Genomic DNA, 26,369 nt, shown 5'->3' with positions numbered 1-26,369 from the left:
AAGTAGACATTTCTATCTCTGTTCGGAGTCTAATTATCTCTAACTATCGGAGGATACATGGTAAAAACACACATCCAGATACTAAAAGAGAAAAGCGTAGAAATCATATCTATATTTTCTACAATAGTTCTCTGGCAGATAATATCAGTTTATGTTGTAGGAAACAAGTTCTATCTGCCAAGTTTTACGGATGTGGCCGGTGCATTGGTTGAGATTCTATCCAGGGATTCAAGTCTGGCTATAATGGGTGCGAAATTGCAACTTCCGATGTTGGTGGTTGATTTCCTTTACAGTATGATGCATTTTAGTATAGGTCTTATTGCAGCTCTTATTATCGGGATTCCTATAGGTATGATTATGGGGTGGTTCCGTACAATTGACCGTATCGTGGACCCTATTATAGAAATAATACGTCCTATTCCCCCCGCTTGCATGGATTCCTTTTGCGATCATATGGATAGGTCTGAATCCATTTGCAGCAGGTTTTCTGATATTCATCGGTGCAGTTTTCCCTATAATGATCAATACTTTTACAGGTTTTAAAAGTGTATCAAAAGTGTATGTGGAAGCGGCAAAAGTACTGGGTTGTAACACCAATTTTGAACTCATACGTTATGTAGCTCTTCCTTCAGCTCTTCCTTCTATTGCTGCAGGTATAAGGATAGCAATGGGTGTTGGATGGATGTGTCTTGTTGCTGCTGAGATGTTTGGAGTTAGCAGAAACGGCCTTGGTTATCAGATGTGGCATTTTTATGATCTTCACAGAATGGAATTTGTGCTTGTGTATATGCTGATCCTTGGTTTCCTTGGACTTCTCATTGACCGGCTGCTGAGATATTACATTGACGGCAAGCTTCTTAAATGGCGCAAAGGTGTGGTGATCTGAATGGGCAGTGTTAAAGTAACAAATGTTTCACGCAAGTTCACAAAGGATGAAGATAAAACAACACTGGCGCTGGATAATGTAAGCCTTGAAGTTGATGACAAGGATTTTGTCTGTTTTATCGGTCCGTCCGGATGTGGTAAGACTACACTTTTGAGGATAATCTCAGGTCTTGATAAACCAGATAGCGGTGAAGTTTATCTGGATGGCACCAAGATTGATTCGCCAGGCCCCGATAGGGGTATGGTTTTTCAGGAATACTCACTTTTCCCGTGGAAAACGGTTATTGATAACGTCATATTCGGTCCTCAGATGAGTGGCGAAAAAAAGAAGGATGCTATCGTTAAAGGAGAAAAATACCTTGAGCTTGTTGGCCTTCAGCAATTCAGGGATAGTTATCCATATGAGCTTTCAGGTGGTATGAAACAGAGGGTTGCTATTGCAAGAGCACTTGCAAACGAACCTGCAGTGCTTTTAATGGACGAACCTTTTGGTGCGCTGGATGCCCAGACACGTAACATACTCCAGCAGGAATTGCTTGATATTTGGCAAAAAAAGAATATTACGATTCTTTTTGTAACACACAGTGTTGACGAAGCAGTTTTCCTTGCAGATAAAATTGTGATGATGAGTGCCCGTCCTGGAAAGATCAAGGAAATAATCAATGTTGACCTTCCAAGACCCAGGGACAGGACAAGCCCCGAAGCAAATCAGCTTCGTGACCATATATTGAAATCTCTATTAAAAGAACAGGGTCATTGATTAAGCGTTCATTCCGAACGCACAATTACTTTTGTTCCGGACTCTATCTCTTTAATGCTGACTTTACCAACGAGTTCCATTATGCTGCTGGCTTTTGCAAAGCCAATTTTCGATCCGGGACGTACGTGCATATCATCTCCGGCAATTGCTGATCCCTCTATTTTTACAGAGTCAAATATCTTAAGATCGCCAGCAACTTCAACGTCTCCATTAATCTCAGATCTGGCACCTATAATAGCTTCATCTGCTCTGACATTGCCTTTTACAAAAGTACCTTTTCCAAGTTCCAGTACTCCTTTAACATTTATGTCTTTCCAGAAATTGGAACCTTGCCCGACTATGAGGTTCCCGTCTATATTGATTTCCTTTTCAAAATAGCTGTTTTTTCGGGTAATGTAAGTGTTAGAGTCCTCATGATATTTTATTGGATTTTCACTCATCTAAGGTCACCATGTGTACTTCAATAGTTTTTTTTTGATTATAAATGCTACTCTGAATACAGTTCATTTTGCCTATTTCTGGATTCTATCTTATCATTTAATTTTGCTCGAAATGGGATGGCAATAATAAGGCGTTTGTAGATTCAAATATGTGTATGGCAAGTTCCTATATTTTATTACAGTTTATATACTATAATTAACAAACACTAACTATTATATATTATACTCCCAATATAATTAGTTGGTATCTAAGATATGTTAATGAAGTTTTCACAGTTTGTTTGTCGGATACAAAGGTGTATGGATGGTCGTGAACAAAGAAATGCTTGATTTTGAGAATGACAACAATAGTCACTCATCCGACATAGAGGAATCATTGCCTTTATTAGTAAGTGAAATCTCCTTTTCGGATATTGGGAATTCACAGGTATTCTATGATATGCTCGATCAGTTTATACTGATAGTTGATGAGGACAACTGCATTCTCATGGCCAACAAAAAGGCACAGAAACACTTCGGCTTTGGAAACGGCACACCAAATGAAGATTTCATCCAACTTTGTGTTCCCGAAGAAGAAACGGACTATGCAACATCTTTCATCTCATCTTTTTTTCAGGAAAATTCAGATGAAGCAAACTTATCATCTTCTACTGAGCTTCAGTTCAAAGATTCAGGCGGCTCAATATCAACTTTTCTTATCAACACCAGTCTTTTAACTGACCGTGGTTCTTCTAAAAAAGCAGTCCTTCTTTCATGTGCAAATATCCAGAATAAAAATGATTTTGAAAATGAAATGTTAAGGGATATTGAAAAATTATTCAAACACCTTGATTCAATTCCTTATGCTCTTGTTTTTTCTGATTATCGCGGGAATATCACATTCTGGAATCACAAGGCAACCACACTTTTTGGTTTCACAAGAGATGAAATTATAGGGGAGAACATTACTACGATTATGCCAAAACGCTACCGTAAAGCGCATGAAGGCTGGGAAGAAATTATTTCCATTGGCAAATCTCCTGTTGTTGGCAATATTATTGAAGTTACTGGCTTGCGCAAGGATGATACGGAATTCCCTATAGAAATGGCTATTACAACTACCAGGTATAAAGGCGATATTTTCCACGGAGCTATCATTAACGATATTTCACAGAGGAAAATGAAAGAGAGACTCACAAGCATTGCAAAGAACAAATATCGCATGATGTTCGAGAAATCACCTCTTGGTATTTTCCACTTTGATGAGAATGGAGTGATCACTCAGTGTAATGATATCCTTGTTAGTATCCTGGGTGTTCCTGAAGGCCAGGTTATCTCTCAGGTCATAGGATTCAATCTGATAGAGTCTTTCAGTAACGATCATAGTATGAAAAGAGCGATAAAGCAGGTTCTTGCAGGTATTCCTGCAAAATATGAAGATGACTTCAAATCACCCTTCTCTGATAAGGTAATCCCCATCAAAGCAGAGTTCAGTCCGGTGGTATCCGAGGAAGGAAAATTCATGGGTGGTGTTTGCGTTGTTGAAGATTTCACTGAGCGCAAGGCAGCGGAAAGGGAACTGAATCATTATGCCGAAGATCTTGCAAAGGCAAATGAGGAATTAAAATCTCTTGATCGCATGAAGGATGAGTTTATTTCCAATCTCCGTCATGAGTTAAAGACTCCACTTATACCAATCAAGGGTTACAGCGAGTTGATGTATGAAGGTGCTCTTGGGGAACTGAGCCAGAAGCAGAAAGATGCAGTTGAAAAGATGATGTTCAGTTCCGAAAGACTCAGAAGACTGATCGATTCTTTATTATATGTTAGTATTACCGAGGGTGGCAGTGTAGAATACACATTTTTACCTCTGAGGATATCGGAAGTCATTGATTCTGCATTATATAATCGGGATTCTGAGATTAAACGTAAGAAGCATTTTGTGGAAAAGTCCGTCTCATCTGACATTCCATTGATAAAGGGCGACCTGAATTATCTGGAGGAAGTTTTTATAAATCTCATCGATAATTCCATCAAGTTCATGCATGATGGCGGTAAGATCACAATAACAGGTGTACTTCAGGGTGATAACACGATACACGTCATGATAGCTGACGAAGGAATAGGTGTTTCCGAAGAGAATCTGCCTAATATCTTCAACAGATTCTATCAGGTTGACGGTTCATCAACTCGTAAATACGGTGGCAATGGTCTTGGTCTGTATATATGTAAAAAGATCATAGAAGCTCACAACGGTTCAATATGGGCAGAGAGCAAGGAAGGCTCAGGCACCACGATCCATGTACTTCTCCCGGCCAAGTGATTACTGGCTGTTCATGTATTCATGTAGTGTGATTAGTGACAGGGAAGTCGTATTGACGTCTCCGCCATCTTTTCCCCACGAACCTTTATCATTCATCTGGTCAAGAATCCATTTCATTGATTCACTGACTTCATCCTTATGGCCTGCAAGCATCAGTGACTGGATAACAAGGTTGCTGGTTGCAGGTGTTTTCCATGAATTGTTCTGTTCTTTTCGTGAGATTATCCATCTGGCTTTCTCTTCAATGAATTCTTCATACTCGTCCGTGTTTCCGAGTTTTCCCTGTTTGATCAGGGCTGTGATTATCAGGGCTGTTGTTCCGGGATGTTCCCATTTCTCCCCGTAATTATCAATAAGCCATCTGCATCCTTCAGGGTTAAAGAACCCAAGGTCCGCAAGTGCTGCAAGAGCGTATGTGCTGTCATAGACATCTTCATTCCAGGAACCATCATTTTGCTTTTCAAGAATCCATTTTCCAGTTTCAGAAAATACATTTCCTGTCATTGCAAGAACGGATGCAGCACGTGAAGTATCTCTCAGGTTATTATTCCATGAATCTCCTGTACGCAGGGCGACAAGCTTCTCCTTGAAATTATTTTCCTCGTTCCAGAGATAACTTGCCTGTACAACACGTGCAAGGTCTTTTACTTTCGTAATTTCCCGGGAATAAAGCCATTTGAACGATGCTGCACTCTTAAAAATCATAATATTTCAGACGGTCTGCGGATTTATTTATCTTTCTGCTTGCAATGCATCCTGTATCTGCGGCGTTCTTTATATTCCATGACCTTTCCGGGATTCCAGTTATTCACATGACCATAGTAACCGGTGACTCTGGATATATGGTCAACAATCTCTGCCTGGCAATGTGGGCATTTTTCCTGAATTCCTCTGGAGTTGTGTCCATTTTCGCATATCGAGAAATCCGGTGAGAAACAGAAGTATGCAAGTTCTGTCTGTGTTAGCCTGTCAATAAAATCTGAAAGTCCTCCTGGGTCAGGGAAACTTTCTCCCATCCATATATGGCAGATAGTACCACCTGTAAAATATGGATGAAATTCTGCTTCCGTTGCTATACGATTGACAAGTGAAGTCTCAGTTTTGTAAGGTACATGAGTAGAATTGGTGTAATATGGAACCTCATCGGTTCCCTGTACGTTTGCCTTTTTTCCATACTGCTCTTTATCCAGTAACGCAAAACGATGGGCTGTACTTTCTGCGGGTGTTTGTTCTAAAGTGTACTCGATGTTGTCATCAATAGCAAATTCCCGTATCCTGTCTGCAATGTAGCGAATTATTTCGATGCCTTCTTTCTTTTTCTCCAGAATTCCCTCTCTGGTACGATTCATAAGACACTCATTCAGTCCAACGACACCAAATGTCAGATGTCTTTTCTCAAATTCGTAATATGGCATTCCATCATCAGTTGATTTCAGAAGCCATGGCAGTATTTTCCATTCGTAAAGGGATTTTTTGATTATCTCATTACCTTCAACAAGTGCCTGTCTGCTGATTTCCAGAGCTCTGTCAAGCTCTGAGAAAAAGTCATTATGATCTTTAGCTCTGAGGGCAACACCGGGAAGGTTTATTGAAACGACTTTATTGGAACCGTTGCCCATTCCTCCGGCACTCCATATTCCTCCTGTATGTTTTGCAAAGAGCCGGCAGCACATTGCATGTACTGTTTCATCAGAAAGGTAATCTGCTTTCAGATTCAGGAAATAAGGTGCTCCGGTTGAGGCTGTTGCCTGCATTGTAAGTTTCCAGAGAGGATCATCTAAATCAAGGTCTTTGGTTATTGCAGTTGTAAGCAATGGGAACGTGAATGGTAATCCCTGGCCGTCACCTTCTGCGGCAACCTCCATAAATGCTCTATAGATTGTTCTTGCTTCTTCCTCGAATGAGGAATATGTATCATCTAGTTTCTTTCCATCGAAAATTACTTTCTGTTCAGCAATGAGTGGTGGACATGTTATTCTCAGTCCAATGTTTGTGAATGCACTCTGGGCTCCGGGGCGGTTAGACTGGTTCATCTGGAACATGAATCCCTGTATCATTTGCCTGAGCTGTTCTTCCGTGATATTATCGTAATGTAGATGCGGTGCAAGCATCCAGTTCAGCATGTCTATTGCCTGTGCTCCGGCAAAGAATTGCTGTGAGTGAAGCATAAAGGACATTGAGTGGTAGAGCGCAGACTGGAAACGCTTTGCAGGAAGGCTGGTGGTGTCCGGGAATCTCAGTCCGTCCTTCAGGAATATCCTTGCATCGATTCCGTTACAATACGGTTTGAAAGGATTCTGCAGGTCATGAATGTGGATGAGTCCTTCTCTGTGTGCTTGGGCACTTTCCTTTGAATAGAGTTTCTCCAGAGCGTATTGTTTCTTAATCTGGGATGCAATGTGCAGGTCTACAACAGACGGACTCAGGCGCGTGTTTGAGTTTTCTTTTAGCAGCCAGCTTCTGTCCAGCAGGACATCTTCTACCAGTTCTGTTGGGTTTATGAAATCAAGCCTGTCAATATTCCCATGGCTCCCCGTTCCCATAGAGAAGAGTCTGTGCTTTTAGTATAAATATTGAATGAAATGTCAATATTAGGATCAATTACCAAATAAAAAAAGAATCAGTGGAAGAATAAATCTTCCAGTAAATTTATTTCTTGAGATTCTCGACAGAATCAACGATAGCGGCGAATTCCTTGCCCCAGGGTATTTCTTCGTTGATATCGGTGTGGACTTTTCCGCTGTCCTCGATCTCTGCGATCTTAGGGTCCATTGGGAGTTCACCAAGAATAGGCACATTGAAATCGGCTGCTGCCTTCTCAACTCCACCTCTGCTGAAGATGTCTATCTTTTTATCGCAGTGTGGGCAGATAATTCCTGCCATGTTCTCTACGATGCCGATTACAGGGACTTTCAGGATCTCAGCGAATTTGATGGATTTCCTGACACTGATAAGGGCAACATCCTGTGGTGTTGTTACAACAACTGCACCTTCCATCTTTTCGATGAGCTGTGCGATGCTTAGTGGCTCGTCACCGGTTCCTGGTGGCAGGTCAACGATAAGGTAGTCGAGTTTTCCCCATGATACGTCCTCAAGGAACTGTTTGATAGCTGCCATCTTTGCAGGCCCTCTCCATATGACAGGTGCATCCTTATCCTCAAGAAGAAGTGCCACAGACATTACGACAAGGTTTTCTGTAACGCTGATCGGGACGATGCCGTTCTCATCAACTTCAGGTCTTGTATCCTCAATACCGAACATCTTTGGGATGCTTGGTCCGTGTATGTCTGCGTCAAGAAGTCCGACCTTGTTTCCGCGTTCAGCAAGCCTGGCAGCCAGGTTTGCAGCAACAGTACTTTTTCCTACTCCGCCTTTGCCGCTCATGACCATTATTTTCTTGTTAATGGCTCTCATGTTCCTGACAAGCTTTGACACTTCAGGCTTCTTTAAAAGATCCTCTGTACTCTGGATATTCTGTGTCATGTGATCTCCTTTATGATTTTAATACGATATTATGTGGACAACAAATAACTATCTGGCAATTATTCCGTGTCTAGGGAATCATTGCCTGTAATTTCAATGGCCTTGCCCTCAATAAGTGCCAAAGCCACTTTTCTCCTTGCGTTCTGAAGATCCTGCCAGAAAGCTCTCCTTGAAATGCCCATGCTGATAGCTGCTTCTTCCTGTTGTAGTCCTTCAAGATCTGCAAGGCGCAGGGCTTCCAACTCTTCAATAGCAAGAGCTACGGTTTCAAGTTCCTTTAACGGCACCCCGCGTGGTTTAAAATATAATACATCCGGGGAACATTCTATTCTTCTGGGTGCTTTGGGTCTTCCTCTGCAAGTCATTGTTATGAACTCAATAAATGATGTTTTATTTATATGTTACCCAACATGTTTATATATTTACTCTCTTTTGTGCGAAATTAGGTCTGTGGCTGTATCATCCGACAAAATATGCCAGGATGCTGAGAATACCAAGGGCAATGCAGAATTTAGAGAAATCTATCTTTCTTGCTGCTTTTATGAAAAGGTCAATGGTCAGTATACCCGAAAGGAATGCACAGATAAGTGCCAGTATTGAATTTGCACTGACATCCAACAGCCCCATGGCTCCCATTCCAACGTCTGCAGCCATAACTGCCGGTATGCTCATAATGAAACTAAGTCTCAATGCCTGTGCCGGTTCGATGTTTCTCAAAAGCAATGTGGAAACTGTAATTCCTGACCTGCTTACTCCAGGCAGGGCTGCAAATCCTTGTGTAGTGCCAACAATTATTGAATCCTTGATTCCGGCTTTTTCCCTGTGGACTGTTTTCTTTGAGGCAGATATCTGAAGGAGGCCTGTAAATATTAGCAATCCACCGATGATTGCAGTTGCCAGCCTTCCGGAAAAGTTGTTCATCTCAGTTGCAAAGAGAATTAATGGGAGTCCGATAATGCCGGTTATTGCAGTTGCAATTAATAAGAATGTTATCAGGCTGTCTTTTTTCTCCTGCATATCCCTGCTTTTAACATATTGCGGAATATCTGTGACTATCTCTTTGATATCCTTCCTGAAAAACACAACTGCTGAAAGTAATGTTCCTGTGTGTAACCATATTGCTATGGGAAGTGCGTCTGCAAGAGTTTTATCAAAAAAGTTTAACATAACAAGTGTGGTCATACCCTCACTGCTGATGGGTAGCCACTCAGCCAGTCCCTGAACGATTCCAAGCACTATTGCCTCAAAAACTGTTAACATTCAGTGCCATGTTAGCTTTATTTGTATATATATGGGGTGGTTATATGGTGTTTTTAATCTACTTCCTTTTACATTCTTTTTTCTACATTCTTTTCTGGTATTTCTCTCATTTTTTCGCTCATTTGTGAGTAAATATATAAGGGCTACCCATAAAGCTTTTATATTTTATCTCTTATGTGTGTATTGATCATTTATTTGTTTTCAGGAGTTCATCAATGAAAATATGTGTTACAACAAAAGGTTCTGATCTGAATGCCACTGTTGATCCTCATTTTGGCAGATGCAATAACTTTCTGGTAGTAGACTCTGGGACTATGGATTTTGAATCCATCGGTAATAATCAGGGCTCTGCATCAGGGGGTGCAGGTGTTCAGGCAGCCCAGCAAGTTATCGGTAAAGGAATAAACGTACTGATAACAGGTAGTGTAGGTCCGAACGCATTCTCATTGCTGGAATCTGAAGGCATTGAAATGAAAATATTCTCCGGGGGTTCTGTGAAAGAAGCAATTGAAGCTTACAACTCAGGATCACTGGAGAGTATCGCCGCACCAAATTCTCCTGGTAAATCCAGAAGATAGGTCCGAAAATTTGTATTTTAAAATTTACTATTATCATATCAGAGGTGTGAATGATGAAATTATGTATACCTTCAATGGGACAAAACGGAATGGAAGACACAGTCGGTCAGCACTTTGGAAAAGTACCTTACTACACATTGTATGACACAGAGACAAAGGAAGCTTCAGTAATCTCAAACACAAGCGAGCACAATGGTGGCACAGGACTTCCACCTGAGATCATGGCAAAAGAAAATGTGGACATAATGCTCTGTGGTGGTCTTGGAAAGAAGGCTGTAGATATGTTTGAGCAGTATGGCATCGCTGTATTTATTGGTGCAACAGGTACTATTCAGGATGCTGTTGCTGCATGGGACGCAAACAAGCTTTCAAAGGCAACCAGGGACAATTCCTGTGCAGGTCACGGTCATGACGGCGACCATGAGCACTGCCATTAATATTATTTTTGGAGTAAAGTAATGAAAATAGCTATCGCAAGCGGCAAAGGTGGTACAGGGAAGACTACAGTTGCTGTGAACTTTGCCCTTGCGATTGGCAATGCCCAGCTTTTTGACTGTGATGTCGAAGAGCCGAATTGCAATCTTTTTTTAGGCGTTGATCTTGAAAAACAGGAAGATGTCACAATCTCCGTTCCTGAAATTGATGCTGAAAAGTGCAGTCTCTGTGGAAGCTGCGCAGAATTCTGCCGTTACAATGCAATAGCAAAACTTCCTCAACGTGTCATGATCTTTCCAAAACTTTGCCACGGTTGCGGAGGATGTCAGATAGTGTGTCCTGAAAATGCTATCTCTGAGATCAAAAGGCCAATCGGGATAATTGAAAAAGGAGTAGATCTGGGTTCTGGAATAAGTCTTTTCCAGGGAACTCTTGCAATTGGTGAACCTATGGCTACTCCTGTTATCAGGCAGTTGCAGGCACACATAAATGAAAACCGGGTTGCTGTCGTCGACTCTCCTCCGGGGACTGCATGTCCTGTAATAGCAACCGTGAGTGATATGGATTACTGTGTGCTTGTAACCGAGCCTACGCCTTTTGGACTCAACGACCTTATCCTTGCCGTGGAAGTTGTAAGGCAACTGGAAGTTCCTTTTGGTGTAATTATCAATCGCCATGGCTCAGGGGATGATCGTGTAGAGGAATATTGTAATTCAGAGGATATTCCAATCCTGATGAAAATTCCATATGACAGGGAAATGGCAGTTCTCTATTCAGAAGGAATTCCTTTTGTGCAGCGTATGCCACAGTGGGAAAAAAATTTCAGGGCACTGTATCGTGAGATATGTTCTATGTCATCAAATACCTCCTCAGGTGAATCTTGTTCGGAGATGAGTATCTAATGGTGAAGCAGTTAACGGTTATTAGCGGAAAAGGTGGTACTGGCAAGACAACTTTTACCTCTTCATTTGCTGCACTTGCAAAAAATGCAGTAATCGCAGATTGTGATGTTGACGCCGCTGACATGCATTTGATATTACAACCTGAAATCTCTGAGACTCAGGATTTCTATGGTCTGGATGTTGCCAGCATTGATAAGGAATTGTGTACAGATTGCGGAATTTGTGTTTCTTCCTGCAGGTTTGATGCAATATGCTCTGACAATGTGGTTGACACATACAAGTGCGAAGGCTGCGGTGTGTGCGAACATGTCTGCCCTGAAGATGCTGTCCGCATGATCGCAAAGAAGGCCGGTGAGTACTACTGTTCTAATACAAGATTAGGTCCGCTTGTACATGCCAAGCTCGGGGTTGGTGAAGAAGCCAGCGGAAAACTTGTCTCTGATGTACGCCGCCGCGCTTCAGAGCTCGCAGAACAAAGCGGTAAGGATTTAATTATAGTCGATGGTCCACCCGGAACGGGCTGTGCTGTCATAGCTGCCATCACTGGTACTGATCAGGTGCTTGTGGTAACGGAACCTACAAAATCCGGCGTACACGACCTTGAAAGAGTTGTGCAGGTGGCAAGGCATTTCAGAATACCTGTTGCAGTATGTATAAACAAATGCGATATCAACGACAGGCTTTCAGCTTCTATCGCTGAATATTGTAAAAACAATGATATTCCTGTTTTAGGACTGCTTCCATATGATAATGTTGTCATTGAATCTATGGTGGCTGGAAGATCTGTGGTGGAATATTCAAACGGGGAATTCTCAGAAGGTATCAGGTCAGTCTGGAATGCAGTTGTTAATCTCCTGTCTGTGGGACAAAAAACAGATATGATCCCCTTTTTGAAATAAAACGATTACTTACAATTCGTGTTTTTCTTGGATTTTTGTTATTTAGTGCAACTGTTCGATTTATAGTCAGGTAATTATTATCATAAAAATCCGTGACAAATCAACGATATATTTTTATTCTATCTCATCAAAGATTTATTTAGGTGAAAATATGGCCCAGTCTACGCATGGAACTATGGGCTCCTATGCCCATCTGATGCAATCCCTTCCTGATTATTCGGAGTTGATAATAGCTCTACTTATCATTGTATTGCTACTTATCTCACTGGATGAGATAATGGACTTTATTTATATGGTAAGGGAATTGTTCACTTACAAAAGCATGCCTTTTAGTTGAAGCTAATAGCCAGACAGTAACTTCTTTCTGGAATGTCGCTATTTAGGGGGTATGTGAGTTTAATCTCTTGCTGAATTCTCCTACTTTTAACTTGTCCTGTCCGTTGTAGCATCATTGGCTTTTTAAAATGATGTAGTGAAAAAGGTGTATTTAGGCTCATTATTCTATTTTTATTCACTTCTTCCAACACTCTTATTTTTGGTATGAATACAAAAATACCCCACATTTTTGACCAAAATTCAAAAAACATATATATCTCTTCTATATTATGGGTTAGCATGCAGGAAATTACAGGTCTGGAGCTATCTCCAAAAAAAGTGCAATATCTTAAATTCCTTTTGAAGAAAGGTGATCTGGTAAAGACTACTGATATTTCCACGGAACTGAATGTCGATCCTTCTACGTCCACAAAGACAATAAATGACCTGGCTGAGTCAGGTTATGTGGATCATGTTCCTTATCGTGGTGTGCGTCTTACGGAAAAGGGCCGGGAATTTGCAGAATTCTTTGTGAACAGGCATAATATCCTGAGTCTGATGCTAAGTCATTATGGTCTTTCGTCAGAGGGTGCCTGTGCCGAAGTATCACGTTTTGAAGCATTCGTTTCAAAGGAAGCTATCGATACAATTTGTGGTTCAATGGGTCATCCTACTGTAAGCGTTTGCGGAAAAATCAAACATTCTTCGTGTAATTTGCATTGATTCTTTTTCGTAAAATCGTTGTATATTATAATATGGTGAATTAATCTAATGTTTGGTGTATGTCCAAAAAGGTTGGACCTACACCAAAGGCATTGGTTTACGTAATATCAATAAATGAGGTATTTAAATGAAGAAACTAACTATGGCATTAATTACACTCCTTCTGTTAGGAGTTGTTCTGATTTCCGGATGTGTGGATGAACAAAGCTCTTCCGAAACAACATCTGATTCTAATGATAATTCTATAATTGTAGGTGTCAGTATTCTCCCTCAACAGGAGTTTGTTGAAAAGATCGCAGGTGATAATGTAGAAGTGGTAGTGATGGTTCCTCCAGGTGCCGATCCGCACTCTTATGAACCAACGCCCAGCCAGCTTACTGCTCTCAGTAAAGCAAAAATGTATGCGATGGTTGGTTCCGGTATCACAGTAGAAGATACTATGATGGATAAGCTTGAAGACTTGAATCCTGATATGCAGATTATAGATTGTTCAGAAGGTATCACTCTCATCGAAATGGAGGCCCATGTGCATGAAGGTGAAGAAGAAACTGATGAAGAGGACCATGAGGAAGAAAGTGGTCTTGATCCGCATATATGGACTTCACCGGATAATGTGGAAATAATGGTCGAGAATATTTATCAGGGACTGGTAAGTGTTGATCCTGACAATCAGGAAACATATCTTGAGAACAAGAATGCATATCTTGCAGAGCTTAATGAACTTGATGAGCAGATACAGAACACTCTTGAAGGTAAAGAGGGTGGCAGCTTTATGGTTTATCATCCTGCATGGGGGTATTTTGCCAACCACTATGGAATAACACAGGTGGCTGTTGAGATCGAAGGCAAGGAACCAAGTGTTCAGGATATGCAGAACATCATCGATGAAGCAAATGAGGAAGGTATTAAGGTTATTTTTGTGCAGTCAGGTTTTAGTACTGTCAGTGCAGAAGCTATAGCAGATGAAATTGGCGGAGAGGTAGTAGAGGTCGATCCGCTGGCAAAGGATTATATAGATAATCTTGCAAAGGTAGCAGAAGCGTTTGAAAAAGGACTGGCTTAAATGGAAAATGTGATCGATCTTAAGGATATATGGGTAAGTTATGATGGTGTCAGGGTTCTTGAGTCAGTGAACCTGGTAGTAAAGGATAAAGATTTCCTGGCTATTATCGGTCCCAATGGCGGGGGCAAAAGTACTCTGCTAAAAGTCATCCTTGGATTGATCAAACCTGATAAAGGTTCAGTTAGTTTATTGGGTGGCATGCCTGCAAAAACCAGAAGGTATGTGGGCTATGTTCCTCAATATCATTCATCTAATCTTGATTTTCCCGTAACTGTATGGGATGTGGTCCTGATGGGTCGTCTGAATACTAAACGTCCTTTACAGCGATATAATGATGATGACCGCAATGCAGCTACTGAGGCGCTTAAGACTGTAGGTATGCTTGATTTAAAGGACCGGCAGATCGGTGAGCTCTCAGGTGGCCAAAAACAAAGGGTTTTCATTGCCCGTTCCCTTGTTAATAAACCTAAATTGTTACTACTGGATGAGCCGTCTACTGGAATTGATTCCAGAATGCAGAAGGAGTTCTATGAACTTCTCAATAAGCTGAAATCAGAGATTGCCATTGTAATGGTTACTCATGATCTAAGTGCAGTCTCAGTCTATGTGGATAAGATCGGCTGCCTGAACAGGAAGTTCCATTATCACGATGATAAGGAAATAAGTTCGCATGATCTGGAAGTATCATATCAGTGTCCGGTAGAATTAATTGCACACGGTGTACCACACAGGGTACTGAAAGAGCACTGAGGTGAAAACGGTATGCTTGAACTACTCCAGTATGACTTCATGAGGAATGCAATTCTGGCCGCGATTCTTGCCAGTATCGCATGTGGTATAATCGGTGTCTATGTTGTTGTGAAAAAAATTGTATTCATCAGTGGTGGTATCACTCACGCATCATTTGGTGGAATTGGTATAGGTTATTATCTTGGTATCAATCCTTTATTTGGCCTGATTCCTTTCAGTCTCCTGTCTGCAATTATAATGGGCCTTGTAAGCAAACGTACAAAAGTGGCTGAAGATACTGCAATAGGAATTCTGTGGTCTCTTGGAATGGCTATTGGTATCATTCTTATTTACTGGACTCCGGGTTATGCTCCGGATCTTATGACATATCTTTTTGGTAATATCCTGACAGTCCCTATGTCAGATATATATCTCATGCTGGGGCTTGATGCTGTAATCATATTTGTTGTCTATGCCTATTACAAACAGTTCATGGCACTTTGTTTTGATGAGGAATTCACAAAGGTTTCAGGACTCTCAGCAGAGAAACTTTATCTGCTTCTGCTTTGTCTTATTGCACTCACAATAGTACTCCTGATCAAAGTTGTCGGTATTATCCTGATTATCGCACTTCTGACAATGCCAGCATCACTCAGCAGGCATTATACCAATAATCTTGGAAAAATGATGTACCTTGCTATCATCTTTGGAGTATTTTTCAGTTTGGCAGGACTCTATCTGTCATATGTTTTCGATGCACCTTCCGGTGCAACGATAATCCTAGCCATGTCGACTGTCTATATACTCCATTTCCTGTATGATGGTCTTAAACCAAAAATAGCATCATAAAAGTATGATCATTCTGAAATGATCTCTTTTATCTTTTCAAGAACAAGAATGGCATCTTCTCTTTTGATGTCACGTTCATTTTCTTTGCAGAACTGAAGGAGGCTTTCAGCCTTTTCTTTTGATATTATTCCTTCTTTTTCTGCTGTTCGTGAGATTCCAAAATAGCTTCTTTCGGTGTAATGTGTATTCTTTGCAAACCGGGTTATAAGCCTGCACTGCTCATCGTCAATGATGCCTGCCGTGTTTGCGGCTTTTAATGTTTCACGTATATTGACCATGGGGCTTGAAACCGGTTCAAAAGTATCAGGGTTTGTAGCAACAGCAACTTCGTCATCATCCTCGATCACTCCGTCCCTGTACCACTCGTAAATTTTGCCAACACCCTCCATTCCGTGAACATCAAGTTCAGATGCCCTGAGAGCTCCCATGCTGCAGCCACCGATAACGGTAACTCCCTCTTTGATTACATTTATTATTTCTTTGTGGGCTGCGGCCGCCCTGCTAAAAAAGATGCCGTCTATTATGCCTATAATTTTGTATCCTTTACTGGCTGCTTTACCAATATCTCCTCTGGATATCGGTGGCCAGTATGTGGCATCAAGGATCGTTGATGCATCTTCGTGGCTGATACTTGTGCCAACAAAAACAAGGACTTCAGATTTAGCACTCATTTTCGACGTCCTTTTCTCCAGGGTCTATCCTGTGGGGCCATTTTCTTTCTGGGACCGGATTTTGCCCTTTTTCCAACACGTTCTCTGTCAAGGGTGTACATTTCAAAGGTTGGAATGACCACTCTTATAACCGGAACAGCTACACTTTCACGTGAAAGGTCCACGACAACTGCAGAATCTGTTACTTTTTTGAGCTGCTCGATAATCACATCAATACTTTCAGCAGGTGTGGTATTTGACAGGTCCTTCATCTCAGATATGGAGATTTTCTCTCCATCCTCGTACCAGTATTTATTCATGCGTTTTATCCTGTCATATCCTATTTCCCTGACAAACTTTTCACGTTCAGTGTCTTCACGGGCACCGTGTATCTGCACAACTCTTGACTGTGCAGCTTCAGTGAGTGCTCTTCTTACTGCGATTTCTGGTTTGAGGTGTGCACCTGCACCCATTACAAGCAGTGCAGCATCCTTTAGCCTGGCATCATCTGTGGTAGCAACCACTGTTGTAATTTCGGTGTCATGGGGTAAAGCCCAGAGCTTAATATCAACTTCGTTATCTATGAACTTGCGGAGAATCTCATAATTCTCTCCGTCTTCTTCTGTCAGGATTATTTCTTTTCCCGGGTTCCTGTTAAATTCTGCAATGCTGAGCGCATCTCTTTCAATAACTTCGAGCAATCCGTGGAATATTGCTTCTTCAATGGAATTTCCTGAAGCAAGTCCGTTGGTATTACTTCTGAAGAGTTTTAATGTTCTTCCGGGTGCATCATAAGGGTGATACACTGAATTAGCAGGCACAAATATCTCTTCATTTTTTAAAAGGTCCCATCCCTGTATCCATTCGATCAGTGCTTTAGGGCCATAGCTTTCGGCTATTAGCAGGGATTGAGGGTCTACTACATTATTTTCAATGGTGAGGTTACTATAACTCTCGATCACGTGAATGGATTTAATATCGTCTTCTACGTTCTCATTCATACCACTTCTCTCAGCAAGACAGCGCTCAAAACCTTCCATCATGGATGAGATTCTTGCCTGGGTCTCTGTGTTTCCTTTCCCGGAATAAACAGAGATAGCACCATCTGCCGCACTTGGTCTTATCGAGGAAAAAACAGGTATGCCAAGCCTGTCTAGATCAGTAATACTGGCTATTCTGGTAACCCCTATGCTTTTAAGATTATCTTTTGTTTTTTCAAGGGTGCTGTTTTCATCAAGCACCCGTTGGGTACCATCTATGAATTTTAGTGACCTGTCAATGTTTATTTCTGGCATGATTAGCGAGAGTCTCTGCATATATTATATCTTTTACGACAAGATAACATTGCTCAGGGTGGTGTGTAGTAATACTGATCAATAAAATAAGATGTGAGTGCTTTTATTTACTAATCCATTCGTTGTTTCATTTTTATTTGCAACTACTCTTCTTTTCTTAAATCCTCATCTTAAAATTCATAACCAGAAGGTATTTATATTATGTGGGACAACTATAGTATTTAGCACGCAATGTGTAAATAAATATTGTTAGGATGTATATATAATTTAGCAGTATGCCGAATCCTGGCAAACAACTTAAAAAGAGAGACCGGAGGTAAAATATGAGAGACACGAAGAAATACAGAAAAACAGATGTATCCAGAGACTGCCATGCAGTGGTTGCTGGAATATCAAAAGACAAACTCTCCGCTGAGGATATGGAGCTTTATCGCTTCATGGTAGGCGGTGTGCAGGCAAAATAGCCTGCAAAACTATTTTTATTTTCTCTGCATAGTGCTCCCTATGTATGATGTTCTCAGTGTCAGGGAAGATTTTCCCGTATTAAAAGAAGTTATCTATCTTGATAATGCAGCCACTACCCAGACTCCAGTTCAGGCTGTTTATGCAATGCAGGACTATTTTTTCAAATATGCTGCAAACCATGGCCGTGGGGCTCATAGGCTTGCCCGGGAAACAACCAATCATTATGAGGATGCAAGGGAATCAGTGGCATCCTTCTTTAATATTGATGCTGAAAAAACGATATTTACAAAGAATGCTACGGAAAGTCTCAATATTGTTTCCAGAGGGTTCCCATGGAAAAAAGGGGACCATGTAATCGTAACACTTGTTGAGCATCATTCCAATCTGCTTCCATGGGTTCGCCTGAAGGAAATAGGTGTTGAAGTAACTGTTGTTGACGTTGATATCACTGGCGTTGTCGATCCTGAAGATATTCGCAACGCTATCAAAGACAACACCCGACTTATAGCTGTGAATCATGTTTCTAATGTATTCGGTTCTATACAGGACGTTGGAAAGATAACTAAAATAGCAAAACAGGCAGGTGTTATGATACTTGTGGATTGTTCACAATCCGCAGGAAACATGTCAATTGATATGAAATCTCTTGATCCTGATTTCTTTGTCTGCCCGGGACATAAGGGTTTGCTTGGTCCGCAGGGGACAGGTGTTCTATATATCAAAGACCCGGATGAGATCCAACCATTGTTCCTTGGTGGTGGAATGGTTAATTCTGTTACAAAGGAAACTTTCAAGATGGAGCCAAGTCCTGCAAAATTTGAGGCAGGAACTCCTAATATCCCAAGTGTAATAGGTCTTGGTCGTGCAGTAGAATATGTCGCAGAACTGGGTGTGGATTCCATAGAAAAACATGAGTTTGAGCTTGCCAGAGATGCAGCTTCACGTCTTGCAGATATCGAAGGCGTGGAAGTATATGGTCCAGAAAAACGTGCAGGAGTCGTTCCATTCAATGTCATTGGTATGAATGCACATGATGTTGCAATGATACTTGACCAGACCAAAGGTATATGCGTCAGAAGTGGTTACCACTGTGCAATGCCCGGAGTTTCCAGTCTTGGTGTCAATGGTACTGTGAGGGCATCATTTGGACTGTACAATACAGAAGATGAACTTGAATCACTTGTGAAAACCGTTTCAGATATCACTGCACTGGTATGAAGCATTATATATTTATTAATACTGTGTTATATCCTGATAATTCATTGCCGTATCTGATTTATGCCGGACAAAAGCAAAAAGTTATTATGCGCAAATAATTATATTAGTCTTGCAAAGTGAATTCTGAAACACATCAGATTATCTTATTATTAAAAATGGCAGATGACAATAGCTGGTAATAATGGCAATTAACAATGGTTATGAGTAATGATGATTAATTATCTGGCAAGAGGGGAGTTCAATTGAGCAAAGACATGCTTTTGTGGGATGAAACTATTTTCAGCAACGGGGAGGTACTTGAATTTGATTACCTGCCGGAATATTTCGTACACAGGGATTCCCAGATGCAGGCTCTTCGTTTTAGTCTCAAACCTGCGTTAAGAGGAATGCGGCCTGTTAATTGTCTTGTAAAAGGTCCTCCCGGCACAGGAAAGACAACTGCTGTAATGAAAGTCTTCAACGAGGTTAAAGAATATACTGATGATGTTGCTTTTGTGAAAGTAAACTGTCAGATTGACTCTACCAGGTTTGCGGTTGTTTCCAGAATATATGAACAACTGGTTCACATCACGCCACCTTCATCTGGAATATCATTCAGGAGACTTTTTGAGAAAGTTATTAAGTACCTGCTGGATTCAAACAAGACACTTGTTGTAGCTCTTGACGATATCAATTACCTTTTCCCGGAAGGACATGCAGATGAGGTTATGTACTCACTTTTAAGGGCACATGAGCAGTATCCCGGAGCAAGGATTTCTGTAATAGCCATTATCAGTGATGTTGGTATTCCTTACAGTTTTGATCCACGTGTGGGTTCTGTATTTCTGCCAGAAGAAATTGCATTCCCAAGATATGAAATAGCCGAGATTGCTGATATCATATCCAATCGTGTGAAACATGCTTTTTTCCAGGATGTTGTATCCGATGAAGCGCTCGATAAAGTTGTTACTTATGTGGACAGGACAGGAGACCTGAGAATTGGTATCGATCTTTTGAAACGTTCAGGTCTTAATGCGGAAAGAAGGGCAAGCCGCACTGTTTCTGTTGAAGATGTTGACAAAGCCTATGAAGCTTCAAGACTCCTGCATCTGTGTCGCAATATCAAATCACTTTCTGACCATGAGAAGATATTACTAGGTCTGATAGCAAAGGATAGCAGTCTTCCAACAGGTGAGCTTTACAAATCATTCCATGAGATAACTGGTCTTGGTTACACTCGTTTTTATGAGCTAATCGAAAAAATGCACATCTCCAGGCTTATTGATGCTGATTTTTCAGGCAAGGGTATGCGTGGAAGAACCAGGTATGTTGCACCTGTTTATGATTCGGAAGATATACTCAAATGTCTTGAGTAATTTATTTTTCAGTTATTAATAATAATTCAAAAAAGCGGTTTTGCGCAGAATTCAAGCGAACCTGCGCAAATAAGTTTAGATTTATAAATCTTTTTTTCAGGATATTTACATATCCATGCCTGGCATACCGCCCATTCCTGGTGGGAGGTTTGGAACCATGTCTTCTGCGGATGGTCCAGGTGCTCCCTGTCTGGATGCGATTATGTCATCGATCCTGAGGATCATTACTGCGGATTCTGCTGCTGCGTTGATCGCCTGGGTCTTTACTCTGAGTGGCTCTACGACTCCAGCTTCCCACATATCGATTACCTTTCCTTCGTAGACGTTGAGACCTGCTGTCTTTACACCCTTCTCGTGGTGTGCACGGAGCTCCATGAGCATGTCTATTGGGTCAAGACCTGCGTTCTCTGCAAGGGTTCTTGGAATTACTTCAAGAGCCTCTGCGAATGCCTTGACTGCAAGCTGCTCTCTGCCGCTGAGTGTTGCTGCGTATTCCTGGAGTCTGAGTGCGACTTCTACTTCAGGTGATCCGCCGCCAGCTACAAGTTTCTCGTCTTCGATTGCTACGCCGACTACTCTGAGGGAATCGTTGAGTGCTCTCTCGATGTTGTCGATAACGTGCTCAGTTCCACCACGGAGGAGGATTGAAACTGCCTTTGGATTGTCACAGCCTGTTACGAAGGTCATTGGGTCGCCGCCAATCTTCTTCTCTTCTACAAGGTCTGCCTTACCCATGTCAGCTTCTGTGATCTCATCGACATTTGTGACCAGCTTTCCACCAGTTGCTCTTGCAAGCTTCTGCATGTCGCTCTTCTTTACACGTCTGATTGCGAATACGCCTGCCTTTGCAAGGTAGTGCTGTGCCATATCATCGATTCCCTTCTGGCAGAATACGACATTTGCACCGCTGCCGGTTACCTTGTCAACAAGGTCCTTGATCATCTTTTCTTCCTGGTCAAGGAATGACTGGAGCATTTCAGGTGATGTGATTGAGATCTCAGCATCGACTTCTGTGTCTTTGAGTTCGATTGCTGTGTTGATGAGTGCGATCTTTGCGTTCTCGACCTTCTTTGGCATGTTGGTGTGTACACGCTCTTTGTCGATGATCATGCCCTTTATGAGCTCGGTTTCCTCGATACGTGCACCAGCCTTCTTCTCTACCTTGATATTGTCCATGTCAACATTGTTGTCTTCATCGGCAATGCTTGTGATAGCGTCAACTGTGACGTTTGCAAGGACTTCCTTTGTTGCTTCTGCACCCTTTCCGGTCATTGCTGTTCCGGAGATGTTGATGAGAATGTCCCTGTTCTCTCTGGTAACTGATTTTGCGAGTGTCTTGATGATCTCGCCTGCTTTCTCTGAAGCCATTCTGTAACCGGATGCGATGATTGTTGGGTGTACATCCTGCTCGATAAGTTCTTCTGCCTTCTTGAGGAGTTCACCGGCAATTACAGCAGCTGTTGTTGTTCCGTCACCGACTTCATCGTCCTGTGTCTTGGAAACTTCAACGATCATCTTTGCTGCAGGGTGCTCGATGTCCATCTCTTTAAGGATGGTTGCACCATCGTTTGTGATAACTACATCTCCGAGACTGTCTACAAGCATCTTGTCCATTCCTTTTGGACCAAGTGTTGTTCTTACAGCTTCAGCGACTGCTTTAGCAGCCATGATGTTGTTGCTCTGTGCTTCTCTGCCTCTGGTTCTCTGGCTTCCTTCTCTTAATATGAAAATTGGCTGTCCTGCCATCTGTCCTGCCATAATTGTCTATCCTCCTATGTTATGAAATTAGAATGACATTTATTCTCAAGTCGTTTTTTAATGTTTGTAGTTCTATATAAGCATATCGGGTTGGTTGAGTTCTTCACGAAGAAAGAGTAAGCTACTCACAATTGAAAAAAAGATATCGAAATAATAGATAAAAGAAAAAAAGATTGATGTAAGTGAGAAAACTCACCTTACAATTGATTTTGGTGATCTGCTGAGGAATCTCCTCTTTGCACCGGATGACATGTATCTCTGTGCTGGTCCTGGATGAGCTTTTCCTTCCCTGCACTTTGGTACTTTGATTGTTCTTCCTTTGCGTCCCTTTACTTTTGACCATTCAATGCTGCCTGTTTTACCCATGATAAAATCCTCTTGAATTATTATTTAAAATTATTTGTAAATTAATGTTAATTTTAAGTTATTTTATGTTTAACCTAGATATATAGTTCTAGTCGTTGAGTTTACTTCTAGACGTAATGCTTAGTATTAAAGCTTGCGGGAACGCAAGGGCAAAATTACTTGTAGACAGCAGAGATTATGCATCCATATTAGCAGGAGTTGATCAAAATAATCCCGGCAATTGAGAAACAGCTGGAAGCAGTAAAAGACGAGCTTCAGGGTGTACAAGATTATCCCAATGAAGAGCTCATATCTATTATACAGGAAGTTGGCTTTGAATGTGATTTCTGTGCCCGCTGCTGTACAAGGCAGTTCAATGACCATGTTTTTCTTCTGAACGAAGATGCCATCAGGATGAAACAGATTGATTCAGACTGCATGGAACCTGCACCATACTTTGAACTTTGTGACCGGCAAGGTCGTTTCTACGTATCCGGCTATGCACTAAAAGCAAAAAAAGATGGTTCATGCATTTTCCTCAATGAAGAAAACCGATGCAAAATCTATGACCAGCGCCCCACAATTTGCAGTCTTTATCCTTACATGCTTCACCGTGAACCAGATGAGGATGGCAATGTAGACTGGAGGCAGATAAGCGGCCTTAACCAGCACGGTTGCTATCACACAGAGATTATTAATGAAGAAGCCAGTGAGATTGCAGACCAGATTAAATCATACGAAACCGGTTATCTTTCCCAGCTAATAGAGTTCTTCAAAAAAGCAGAACAACACTTCAGCAAGAATAAACTGAAACACGTACAGGGTGTGTACGATAGGGAAATGCGTAAGTTCAACAAAGGTGCGGAAATTACAGTATTTGTCTACTATAATAGTGAATTCGTAGAGCACAAGTTCAAAAGACCAGAATTAAAATGAATTATAGTATTATTCCCACGTGCCGGTTGCCTTGCCTGTAAGTGCCAGTTTCCCCATCACTTTTTTGTAGCGCTTACTTACAGGTGATGTTTTCACATCAGCAAAAGGTGTTCCCGGTAGTGGTGTAAGGTAATGCGAATGCACATTCCCTCCTTTTTTGCAAATCCACTGGATAAGCTCAAGGCTCATATCCTGTTCTTCTTCAGTTTCATCGGGGAAACCAACCATAAAATCCACAATAGGTGTTATCCCATGGTCAAAACAGAGTTCAAGGCTATGGACAACATCATCAACAGTGTGTCCTCTGAGTATTTCTCTCAGGATCCGGTCACTTCCTGATTGTGCTCCAAGGCTTACCTTAGAGTTAGTACAGTACTTTGTGATTAGTTCCAGTGATTCATCGGTAACAAATTCAGGTCGAACCTCAGACGGAAAAGTCCCGAAGAAAATATCCCTTGCTCCAGTATCTTTTAGTGCCGATAGGAGTTTTTCAACCTTGTCAAAACGTGGATGAATTCCATCACTACCGTATGCCATTGAGTTTGAAGATGTGAATCTCAGGTCGCGGTAATATTTTGCATATTTAACGATAGAATCTATACTTCGATGTCTCATTTTATTTCCAAAAAGACGCGGAGTCTGGCAGTACCTGCACCTGAAAGGACAACCCCTGCTGATCTCAAGTGGTGACATTACAATATCAGGGTTAAAACATGGATATTTGTCAAGGTCAACAGGCTCTCTTTTCTCTGTGATTACAGTTTTTCCGGAATCATCCCTGTAAGCAATTCCTTTTACTGTGGAAACATCCCTCCCTGATTTGATTGCATTAACAAGTTCAGGTAAAGTCTCTTCACCTTCACCGATAACCACGTAATCAAAAAAATCCAGTGTTTCATCCGGCGCACCTGAAGGATGAGGACCGCCTGCTATGAATATAGATTCGGTGTCTGCTTTTTTTACTTCTTTAAAGATGGAATCTTTTTGCCTGGTGGCGAAGCTGTATATCATTACTCCATCGTGAGGCTTTTTGACCTTCAAAGCATCTGGTACAAGAGGTGCCAGTGCAGCAAGACTGTATGTGTTCTTCTTGTTCCAGCGAAAACAGACATCCATGAATTATCTCTAAACCTTAATTATTCATCTTTTAACTCAACAAAAGCTTCGGTACTGTTTACAATAACCCTGTCACCATTTTTCAGAATTTCATAAGGGTCATTTTCGAGCCTGTCAACAAGAGGCACTTCAGATATTATAGCTCCTACAGCTACGATTGGTTCAGATTCTAGATTTATCATTGCAGCAGGAGCTACACCATTCTTGAAAAGCTGGTAGATTACGTAAGAGCCAACAGTAGAACCTTTTCCATGAGGAAAAACAAGGACCTTTCCGGCAATTGACTGTCCGTAAAGTTCGTGCTGTGGCTCGACTATTTCTCCGGTTTCCGGGTCAACATTTCCAAGGAATGAGATCGCATCATTTGTAAGGAGAACTTCTCCTTCTGCAACGCCTCTGGAAATTGTCCTGCATTTAATTTTCATCAACAACACCTGCCTCTTTAATGCAGTCCTCAATGCTCGCATATTTTGCAGCTACTTTGCACATGCTTGGAACATAGGCAAGAGCCTTACCGGAATTTACTGTTATAGAAGCATACTTGTTCGTGGCAGGTGAGACTACCATGCATGTGTCACAGACAACCTTTGCACCGCTTTTCTCAATTCTCTGCACAAGGTCAGGATGCCTTTCAGCGACTTCCCTTGCAGTGCATACCCACATCTCCTTTTGTAGTTTCTTCCCTTCAACAAGTCCTGCAATCTCTTCCAGTTCCTCAACAGAACAGTGTGGACATCCAACGGTGATGATTTCGCTGGACTGTATATCCTTATTAGCTTCATAGACCTCGTCTATCTGTGTTCTTTCGACAGGGATGACTTCATCAGGCCTTGTAAATTTGTTCCTGACTGCCTCAGGTGTGACGCCTTCTATATGATATAGTGCCACAGCGCCGGATGCTGCAAGGGCTGCACCGAGGGCTTTCATCTCGTTCTTTGAAGGTTCGTTCTTCGTGTAGAATATTGGCACCCTGCTTCCGACAGTTTTGCCTACAACGTAACCAAGAGCACCAAAGTCAGAGCCTGAAAGTTCGCAATCAACTTCCACTGCTACCACAGGTTCTCTCATTTCATCAAGGTGGTATCCGTAGTTTGCGGTCTTGCCTACAAGTGCTGCGGAGAGTGCTGATGGACCTCCTTCACGGTTTGTCCTTGCACCAATAACTGAATTAGCATATGATACTGCTGAAGACTCACTCCATGCAATGTGATCGTCAAGTGTGACGTTGAATCCTTCAAGGTAATATGGTGTGCATGTGCACTTTGTCTGGATACCTAGTTTTGCATAAGCTTCGATGATTTCCTGCTGCTTCTTTGCAAAAACAGGATCAATTCCCATTTCATCCCAGCGAACTATGTCCATACCGGCAGGATTGAGTATTGAGGGGATCTTCACTTTTCCTTCAAGATCTGATATCCACTCAAGACCTGCATCTCCAATTGTCTTATAAGATACTCCGGCTATCTGTGCACTTTTTACAGGAATTAGTTTGTCAGCACCGTAGATGTCTCCAAGTGCAACCAGTATTTCGATGGCTTTCTGGAGGCTACGACCATATTCACCATCAAGTGTTTTTTCTTCTTCAGGTGTAAGATACATTCTTTTTCA

Annotated in this window: 28 protein-coding genes and 1 pseudogene; 16 read left to right on the top strand and 13 right to left on the bottom strand. The window is 41.6% G+C overall.

Annotated elements, in window-relative coordinates; genetic code table 11:
• Positions 1 to 57 precede the first annotated feature (57 nt).
• Together FKV42_RS14360 and FKV42_RS12215 are read left to right on the top strand one after the other, a co-directional pair.
• A pseudogene (locus FKV42_RS14360) lies at positions 58 to 886 on the top strand (ABC transporter permease).
• Entirely contained in the window at positions 887 to 1,645 is a 759-nt protein-coding gene (locus tag FKV42_RS12215) for an ABC transporter ATP-binding protein (protein ID WP_196214134.1), read from the top strand.
• Positions 1,646 to 1,653: 8 nt separating this feature from the next.
• Here FKV42_RS12215 and FKV42_RS12210 read toward each other — a convergent pair whose 3' ends face one another.
• On the bottom strand, positions 1,654 to 2,085 hold the full coding sequence (locus FKV42_RS12210) for a bactofilin family protein (protein WP_154810559.1): 432 nt from the start codon (positions 2,083 to 2,085) through the stop codon (positions 1,654 to 1,656).
• 304 nt (positions 2,086 to 2,389) lie between these two features.
• Here FKV42_RS12210 and FKV42_RS12205 point away from each other — a divergent pair, with 304 nt between their 5' ends.
• Positions 2,390 to 4,387: a PAS domain-containing sensor histidine kinase gene (locus FKV42_RS12205; protein WP_154810558.1), complete on the top strand. Its 1,998-nt coding sequence runs from the start codon at positions 2,390 to 2,392 to the stop codon at positions 4,385 to 4,387.
• Here the strand turns inward: FKV42_RS12205 and FKV42_RS12200 are convergent, their stop codons facing one another.
• The 5 genes from FKV42_RS12200 to FKV42_RS12180 all read right to left on the bottom strand — a co-directional run bounded on the left by FKV42_RS12200 (position 4,388) and on the right by FKV42_RS12180 (position 9,130).
• Complete coding sequence (locus FKV42_RS12200; RefSeq protein WP_154810557.1) at positions 4,388 to 5,092, bottom strand: prenyltransferase/squalene oxidase repeat-containing protein; 705 nt, start codon at positions 5,090 to 5,092, stop codon at positions 4,388 to 4,390.
• A gap of 23 nt (positions 5,093 to 5,115) precedes the next feature.
• Positions 5,116 to 6,930, bottom strand: a complete 1,815-nt coding sequence (nrdD, locus tag FKV42_RS12195; RefSeq protein WP_154810556.1) for an anaerobic ribonucleoside-triphosphate reductase — start codon at positions 6,928 to 6,930, stop codon at positions 5,116 to 5,118.
• 106 nt (positions 6,931 to 7,036) lie between these two features.
• The gene (locus FKV42_RS12190; RefSeq protein WP_154810555.1) at positions 7,037 to 7,870 is read right to left on the bottom strand and encodes an Mrp/NBP35 family ATP-binding protein; all 834 of its coding nucleotides are present in this window, start codon (positions 7,868 to 7,870) and stop codon (positions 7,037 to 7,039) included.
• Between the two features lie 59 nt (positions 7,871 to 7,929).
• Positions 7,930 to 8,235, bottom strand: coding sequence for a DUF134 domain-containing protein (locus FKV42_RS12185; RefSeq protein ID WP_154810554.1), 306 nt, complete (start codon positions 8,233 to 8,235; stop codon positions 7,930 to 7,932).
• 94 nt (positions 8,236 to 8,329) lie between these two features.
• Positions 8,330 to 9,130, bottom strand: coding sequence for an undecaprenyl-diphosphate phosphatase (locus FKV42_RS12180; RefSeq protein ID WP_154810553.1), 801 nt, complete (start codon positions 9,128 to 9,130; stop codon positions 8,330 to 8,332).
• Between the two features lie 215 nt (positions 9,131 to 9,345).
• On the opposite strand from FKV42_RS12180, the gene FKV42_RS12175 reads away from it, so the two are divergent.
• From FKV42_RS12175 to FKV42_RS12135, 9 genes are all read left to right on the top strand, one after another.
• On the top strand, positions 9,346 to 9,708 hold the full coding sequence (locus FKV42_RS12175; protein WP_154810552.1) for a NifB/NifX family molybdenum-iron cluster-binding protein: 363 nt from the start codon (positions 9,346 to 9,348) through the stop codon (positions 9,706 to 9,708).
• A 50-nt stretch (positions 9,709 to 9,758) separates the two neighbouring features.
• A complete protein-coding gene (locus FKV42_RS12170) occupies positions 9,759 to 10,145 on the top strand; it encodes a NifB/NifX family molybdenum-iron cluster-binding protein (RefSeq protein WP_328287527.1) in 387 nt (128 codons plus the stop codon).
• Positions 10,146 to 10,166: 21 nt separating this feature from the next.
• The gene (locus tag FKV42_RS12165; RefSeq protein WP_154810551.1) at positions 10,167 to 11,045 is read left to right on the top strand and encodes an ATP-binding protein; all 879 of its coding nucleotides are present in this window, start codon (positions 10,167 to 10,169) and stop codon (positions 11,043 to 11,045) included.
• Positions 11,045 to 11,944, top strand: coding sequence for an ATP-binding protein (locus tag FKV42_RS12160; RefSeq protein ID WP_230375695.1), 900 nt, complete (start codon positions 11,045 to 11,047; stop codon positions 11,942 to 11,944). The genes FKV42_RS12165 and FKV42_RS12160 overlap by 1 nt, the downstream gene beginning before the upstream one ends.
• A gap of 151 nt (positions 11,945 to 12,095) precedes the next feature.
• Complete coding sequence (locus FKV42_RS12155; RefSeq protein ID WP_154810550.1) at positions 12,096 to 12,281, top strand: hypothetical protein; 186 nt, start codon at positions 12,096 to 12,098, stop codon at positions 12,279 to 12,281.
• A 278-nt stretch (positions 12,282 to 12,559) separates the two neighbouring features.
• On the top strand, positions 12,560 to 12,982 hold the full coding sequence (locus FKV42_RS12150; protein WP_154810549.1) for a metal-dependent transcriptional regulator: 423 nt from the start codon (positions 12,560 to 12,562) through the stop codon (positions 12,980 to 12,982).
• Positions 12,983 to 13,109: 127 nt separating this feature from the next.
• Complete coding sequence (locus FKV42_RS12145) at positions 13,110 to 14,045, top strand: metal ABC transporter solute-binding protein, Zn/Mn family (protein ID WP_154810548.1); 936 nt, start codon at positions 13,110 to 13,112, stop codon at positions 14,043 to 14,045.
• Positions 14,046 to 14,795, top strand: coding sequence for a metal ABC transporter ATP-binding protein (locus tag FKV42_RS12140; protein WP_154810547.1), 750 nt, complete (start codon positions 14,046 to 14,048; stop codon positions 14,793 to 14,795). It abuts the gene before it with no gap.
• Positions 14,796 to 14,807: 12 nt separating this feature from the next.
• The gene (locus FKV42_RS12135) at positions 14,808 to 15,623 is read left to right on the top strand and encodes a metal ABC transporter permease (protein ID WP_154810546.1); all 816 of its coding nucleotides are present in this window, start codon (positions 14,808 to 14,810) and stop codon (positions 15,621 to 15,623) included.
• A gap of 8 nt (positions 15,624 to 15,631) precedes the next feature.
• On the opposite strand, the gene FKV42_RS12130 is transcribed toward FKV42_RS12135, so the two are convergent.
• Together FKV42_RS12130 and FKV42_RS12125 are read right to left on the bottom strand one after the other, a co-directional pair.
• Positions 15,632 to 16,294, bottom strand: coding sequence for a TfuA-related McrA-glycine thioamidation protein (locus tag FKV42_RS12130; protein ID WP_154810545.1), 663 nt, complete (start codon positions 16,292 to 16,294; stop codon positions 15,632 to 15,634).
• Positions 16,291 to 17,568, bottom strand: coding sequence for a YcaO-related McrA-glycine thioamidation protein (locus FKV42_RS12125; RefSeq protein ID WP_154810544.1), 1,278 nt, complete (start codon positions 17,566 to 17,568; stop codon positions 16,291 to 16,293). Before FKV42_RS12125 ends, FKV42_RS12130 begins: the two co-directional genes overlap by 4 nt.
• Positions 17,569 to 17,891: 323 nt before the next feature.
• Between FKV42_RS12125 and FKV42_RS12120 the strand changes: the two genes are divergently transcribed.
• The 3 genes from FKV42_RS12120 (at position 17,892) to FKV42_RS12110 (ending at position 20,606) form a co-directional block, all read left to right on the top strand.
• A complete protein-coding gene (locus FKV42_RS12120; RefSeq protein ID WP_154810543.1) occupies positions 17,892 to 18,032 on the top strand; it encodes a hypothetical protein in 141 nt (46 codons plus the stop codon).
• A 40-nt stretch (positions 18,033 to 18,072) separates the two neighbouring features.
• On the top strand, positions 18,073 to 19,251 hold the full coding sequence (locus FKV42_RS12115) for a cysteine desulfurase (protein ID WP_154810542.1): 1,179 nt from the start codon (positions 18,073 to 18,075) through the stop codon (positions 19,249 to 19,251).
• A 242-nt stretch (positions 19,252 to 19,493) separates the two neighbouring features.
• Complete coding sequence (locus FKV42_RS12110; protein ID WP_196214133.1) at positions 19,494 to 20,606, top strand: ORC1-type DNA replication protein; 1,113 nt, start codon at positions 19,494 to 19,496, stop codon at positions 20,604 to 20,606.
• A gap of 105 nt (positions 20,607 to 20,711) precedes the next feature.
• On the opposite strand, the gene thsA is transcribed toward FKV42_RS12110, so the two are convergent.
• Together thsA and FKV42_RS14035 are read right to left on the bottom strand one after the other, a co-directional pair.
• Positions 20,712 to 22,364, bottom strand: coding sequence for a thermosome subunit alpha (gene thsA / locus FKV42_RS12105; RefSeq protein ID WP_196214132.1), 1,653 nt, complete (start codon positions 22,362 to 22,364; stop codon positions 20,712 to 20,714).
• Between the two features lie 192 nt (positions 22,365 to 22,556).
• Positions 22,557 to 22,730 carry a DUF5350 domain-containing protein gene (locus FKV42_RS14035; protein WP_196214131.1) on the bottom strand — a complete coding sequence of 58 codons (174 nt, stop codon included), beginning with the start codon at positions 22,728 to 22,730 and terminating at the stop codon, positions 22,557 to 22,559.
• 198 nt (positions 22,731 to 22,928) lie between these two features.
• Here FKV42_RS14035 and FKV42_RS12100 point away from each other — a divergent pair, with 198 nt between their 5' ends.
• A complete protein-coding gene (locus FKV42_RS12100) occupies positions 22,929 to 23,645 on the top strand; it encodes a YkgJ family cysteine cluster protein (protein WP_154810541.1) in 717 nt (238 codons plus the stop codon).
• Positions 23,646 to 23,654: 9 nt separating this feature from the next.
• On the opposite strand, the gene FKV42_RS12095 is transcribed toward FKV42_RS12100, so the two are convergent.
• The 3 genes from FKV42_RS12095 to FKV42_RS12085 are packed head-to-tail and all read right to left on the bottom strand — an operon-like array spanning position 23,655 to position 26,360.
• A complete protein-coding gene (locus FKV42_RS12095; protein WP_154810540.1) occupies positions 23,655 to 24,761 on the bottom strand; it encodes a TIGR04013 family B12-binding domain/radical SAM domain-containing protein in 1,107 nt (368 codons plus the stop codon).
• Positions 24,762 to 24,781: 20 nt separating this feature from the next.
• Complete coding sequence (locus FKV42_RS12090; RefSeq protein ID WP_154810688.1) at positions 24,782 to 25,195, bottom strand: DUF126 domain-containing protein; 414 nt, start codon at positions 25,193 to 25,195, stop codon at positions 24,782 to 24,784.
• On the bottom strand, positions 25,176 to 26,360 hold the full coding sequence (locus FKV42_RS12085; RefSeq protein WP_154810539.1) for an aconitase X: 1,185 nt from the start codon (positions 26,358 to 26,360) through the stop codon (positions 25,176 to 25,178). The genes FKV42_RS12090 and FKV42_RS12085 overlap by 20 nt, the downstream gene beginning before the upstream one ends.
• Positions 26,361 to 26,369: the final 9 nt, after the last annotated feature.

It is taken from the genome of Methanolobus vulcani, from assembly GCF_006546655.1.
In the GTDB taxonomy this organism is placed as follows: domain Archaea; phylum Halobacteriota; class Methanosarcinia; order Methanosarcinales; family Methanosarcinaceae; genus Methanolobus; species Methanolobus vulcani_A.
The sequence above is the reverse complement of the archived record's forward strand: the minus strand, read 5'-3'. Positions and strand labels throughout refer to the sequence as shown.

Excerpts from the sequence above, each read along its gene's own strand:
- FKV42_RS12215 (WP_196214134.1), top strand. The coding sequence starts at position 887 with ATGGGCAGTGTTAAAGTAACAAATGTTTCACGCAAGTTCACAAAGGAT.
- FKV42_RS12115 (WP_154810542.1), top strand. The coding sequence starts at position 18,073 with ATGTATGATGTTCTCAGTGTCAGGGAAGATTTTCCCGTATTAAAAGAA.
- thsA (WP_196214132.1), bottom strand. The coding sequence starts at position 22,364 with ATGGCAGGACAGATGGCAGGACAGCCAATTTTCATATTAAGAGAAGGA.
- FKV42_RS12165 (WP_154810551.1), top strand. The coding sequence starts at position 10,167 with ATGAAAATAGCTATCGCAAGCGGCAAAGGTGGTACAGGGAAGACTACA.
- nrdD (WP_154810556.1), bottom strand. The coding sequence starts at position 6,930 with ATGGGAACGGGGAGCCATGGGAATATTGACAGGCTTGATTTCATAAAC.
- FKV42_RS12125 (WP_154810544.1), bottom strand. The coding sequence starts at position 17,568 with ATGCCAGAAATAAACATTGACAGGTCACTAAAATTCATAGATGGTACC.
- FKV42_RS12085 (WP_154810539.1), bottom strand. The coding sequence starts at position 26,360 with ATGTATCTTACACCTGAAGAAGAAAAAACACTTGATGGTGAATATGGT.
- FKV42_RS12185 (WP_154810554.1), bottom strand. The coding sequence starts at position 8,235 with ATGACTTGCAGAGGAAGACCCAAAGCACCCAGAAGAATAGAATGTTCC.
- FKV42_RS12160 (WP_230375695.1), top strand. The coding sequence starts at position 11,045 with ATGGTGAAGCAGTTAACGGTTATTAGCGGAAAAGGTGGTACTGGCAAG.
- FKV42_RS12175 (WP_154810552.1), top strand. The coding sequence starts at position 9,346 with ATGAAAATATGTGTTACAACAAAAGGTTCTGATCTGAATGCCACTGTT.
- FKV42_RS12210 (WP_154810559.1), bottom strand. The coding sequence starts at position 2,085 with ATGAGTGAAAATCCAATAAAATATCATGAGGACTCTAACACTTACATT.
- FKV42_RS12135 (WP_154810546.1), top strand. The coding sequence starts at position 14,808 with ATGCTTGAACTACTCCAGTATGACTTCATGAGGAATGCAATTCTGGCC.
- FKV42_RS12205 (WP_154810558.1), top strand. The coding sequence starts at position 2,390 with ATGGTCGTGAACAAAGAAATGCTTGATTTTGAGAATGACAACAATAGT.
- FKV42_RS12095 (WP_154810540.1), bottom strand. The coding sequence starts at position 24,761 with ATGGATGTCTGTTTTCGCTGGAACAAGAAGAACACATACAGTCTTGCT.
- FKV42_RS12155 (WP_154810550.1), top strand. The coding sequence starts at position 12,096 with ATGGCCCAGTCTACGCATGGAACTATGGGCTCCTATGCCCATCTGATG.
- FKV42_RS12120 (WP_154810543.1), top strand. The coding sequence starts at position 17,892 with ATGAGAGACACGAAGAAATACAGAAAAACAGATGTATCCAGAGACTGC.
- FKV42_RS12190 (WP_154810555.1), bottom strand. The coding sequence starts at position 7,870 with ATGACACAGAATATCCAGAGTACAGAGGATCTTTTAAAGAAGCCTGAA.
- FKV42_RS14035 (WP_196214131.1), bottom strand. The coding sequence starts at position 22,730 with ATGGGTAAAACAGGCAGCATTGAATGGTCAAAAGTAAAGGGACGCAAA.
- FKV42_RS12150 (WP_154810549.1), top strand. The coding sequence starts at position 12,560 with ATGCAGGAAATTACAGGTCTGGAGCTATCTCCAAAAAAAGTGCAATAT.
- FKV42_RS12145 (WP_154810548.1), top strand. The coding sequence starts at position 13,110 with ATGAAGAAACTAACTATGGCATTAATTACACTCCTTCTGTTAGGAGTT.
- FKV42_RS12200 (WP_154810557.1), bottom strand. The coding sequence starts at position 5,092 with ATGATTTTTAAGAGTGCAGCATCGTTCAAATGGCTTTATTCCCGGGAA.
- FKV42_RS12180 (WP_154810553.1), bottom strand. The coding sequence starts at position 9,130 with ATGTTAACAGTTTTTGAGGCAATAGTGCTTGGAATCGTTCAGGGACTG.
- FKV42_RS12130 (WP_154810545.1), bottom strand. The coding sequence starts at position 16,294 with ATGAGTGCTAAATCTGAAGTCCTTGTTTTTGTTGGCACAAGTATCAGC.
- FKV42_RS12140 (WP_154810547.1), top strand. The coding sequence starts at position 14,046 with ATGGAAAATGTGATCGATCTTAAGGATATATGGGTAAGTTATGATGGT.
- FKV42_RS12170 (WP_328287527.1), top strand. The coding sequence starts at position 9,759 with ATGATGAAATTATGTATACCTTCAATGGGACAAAACGGAATGGAAGAC.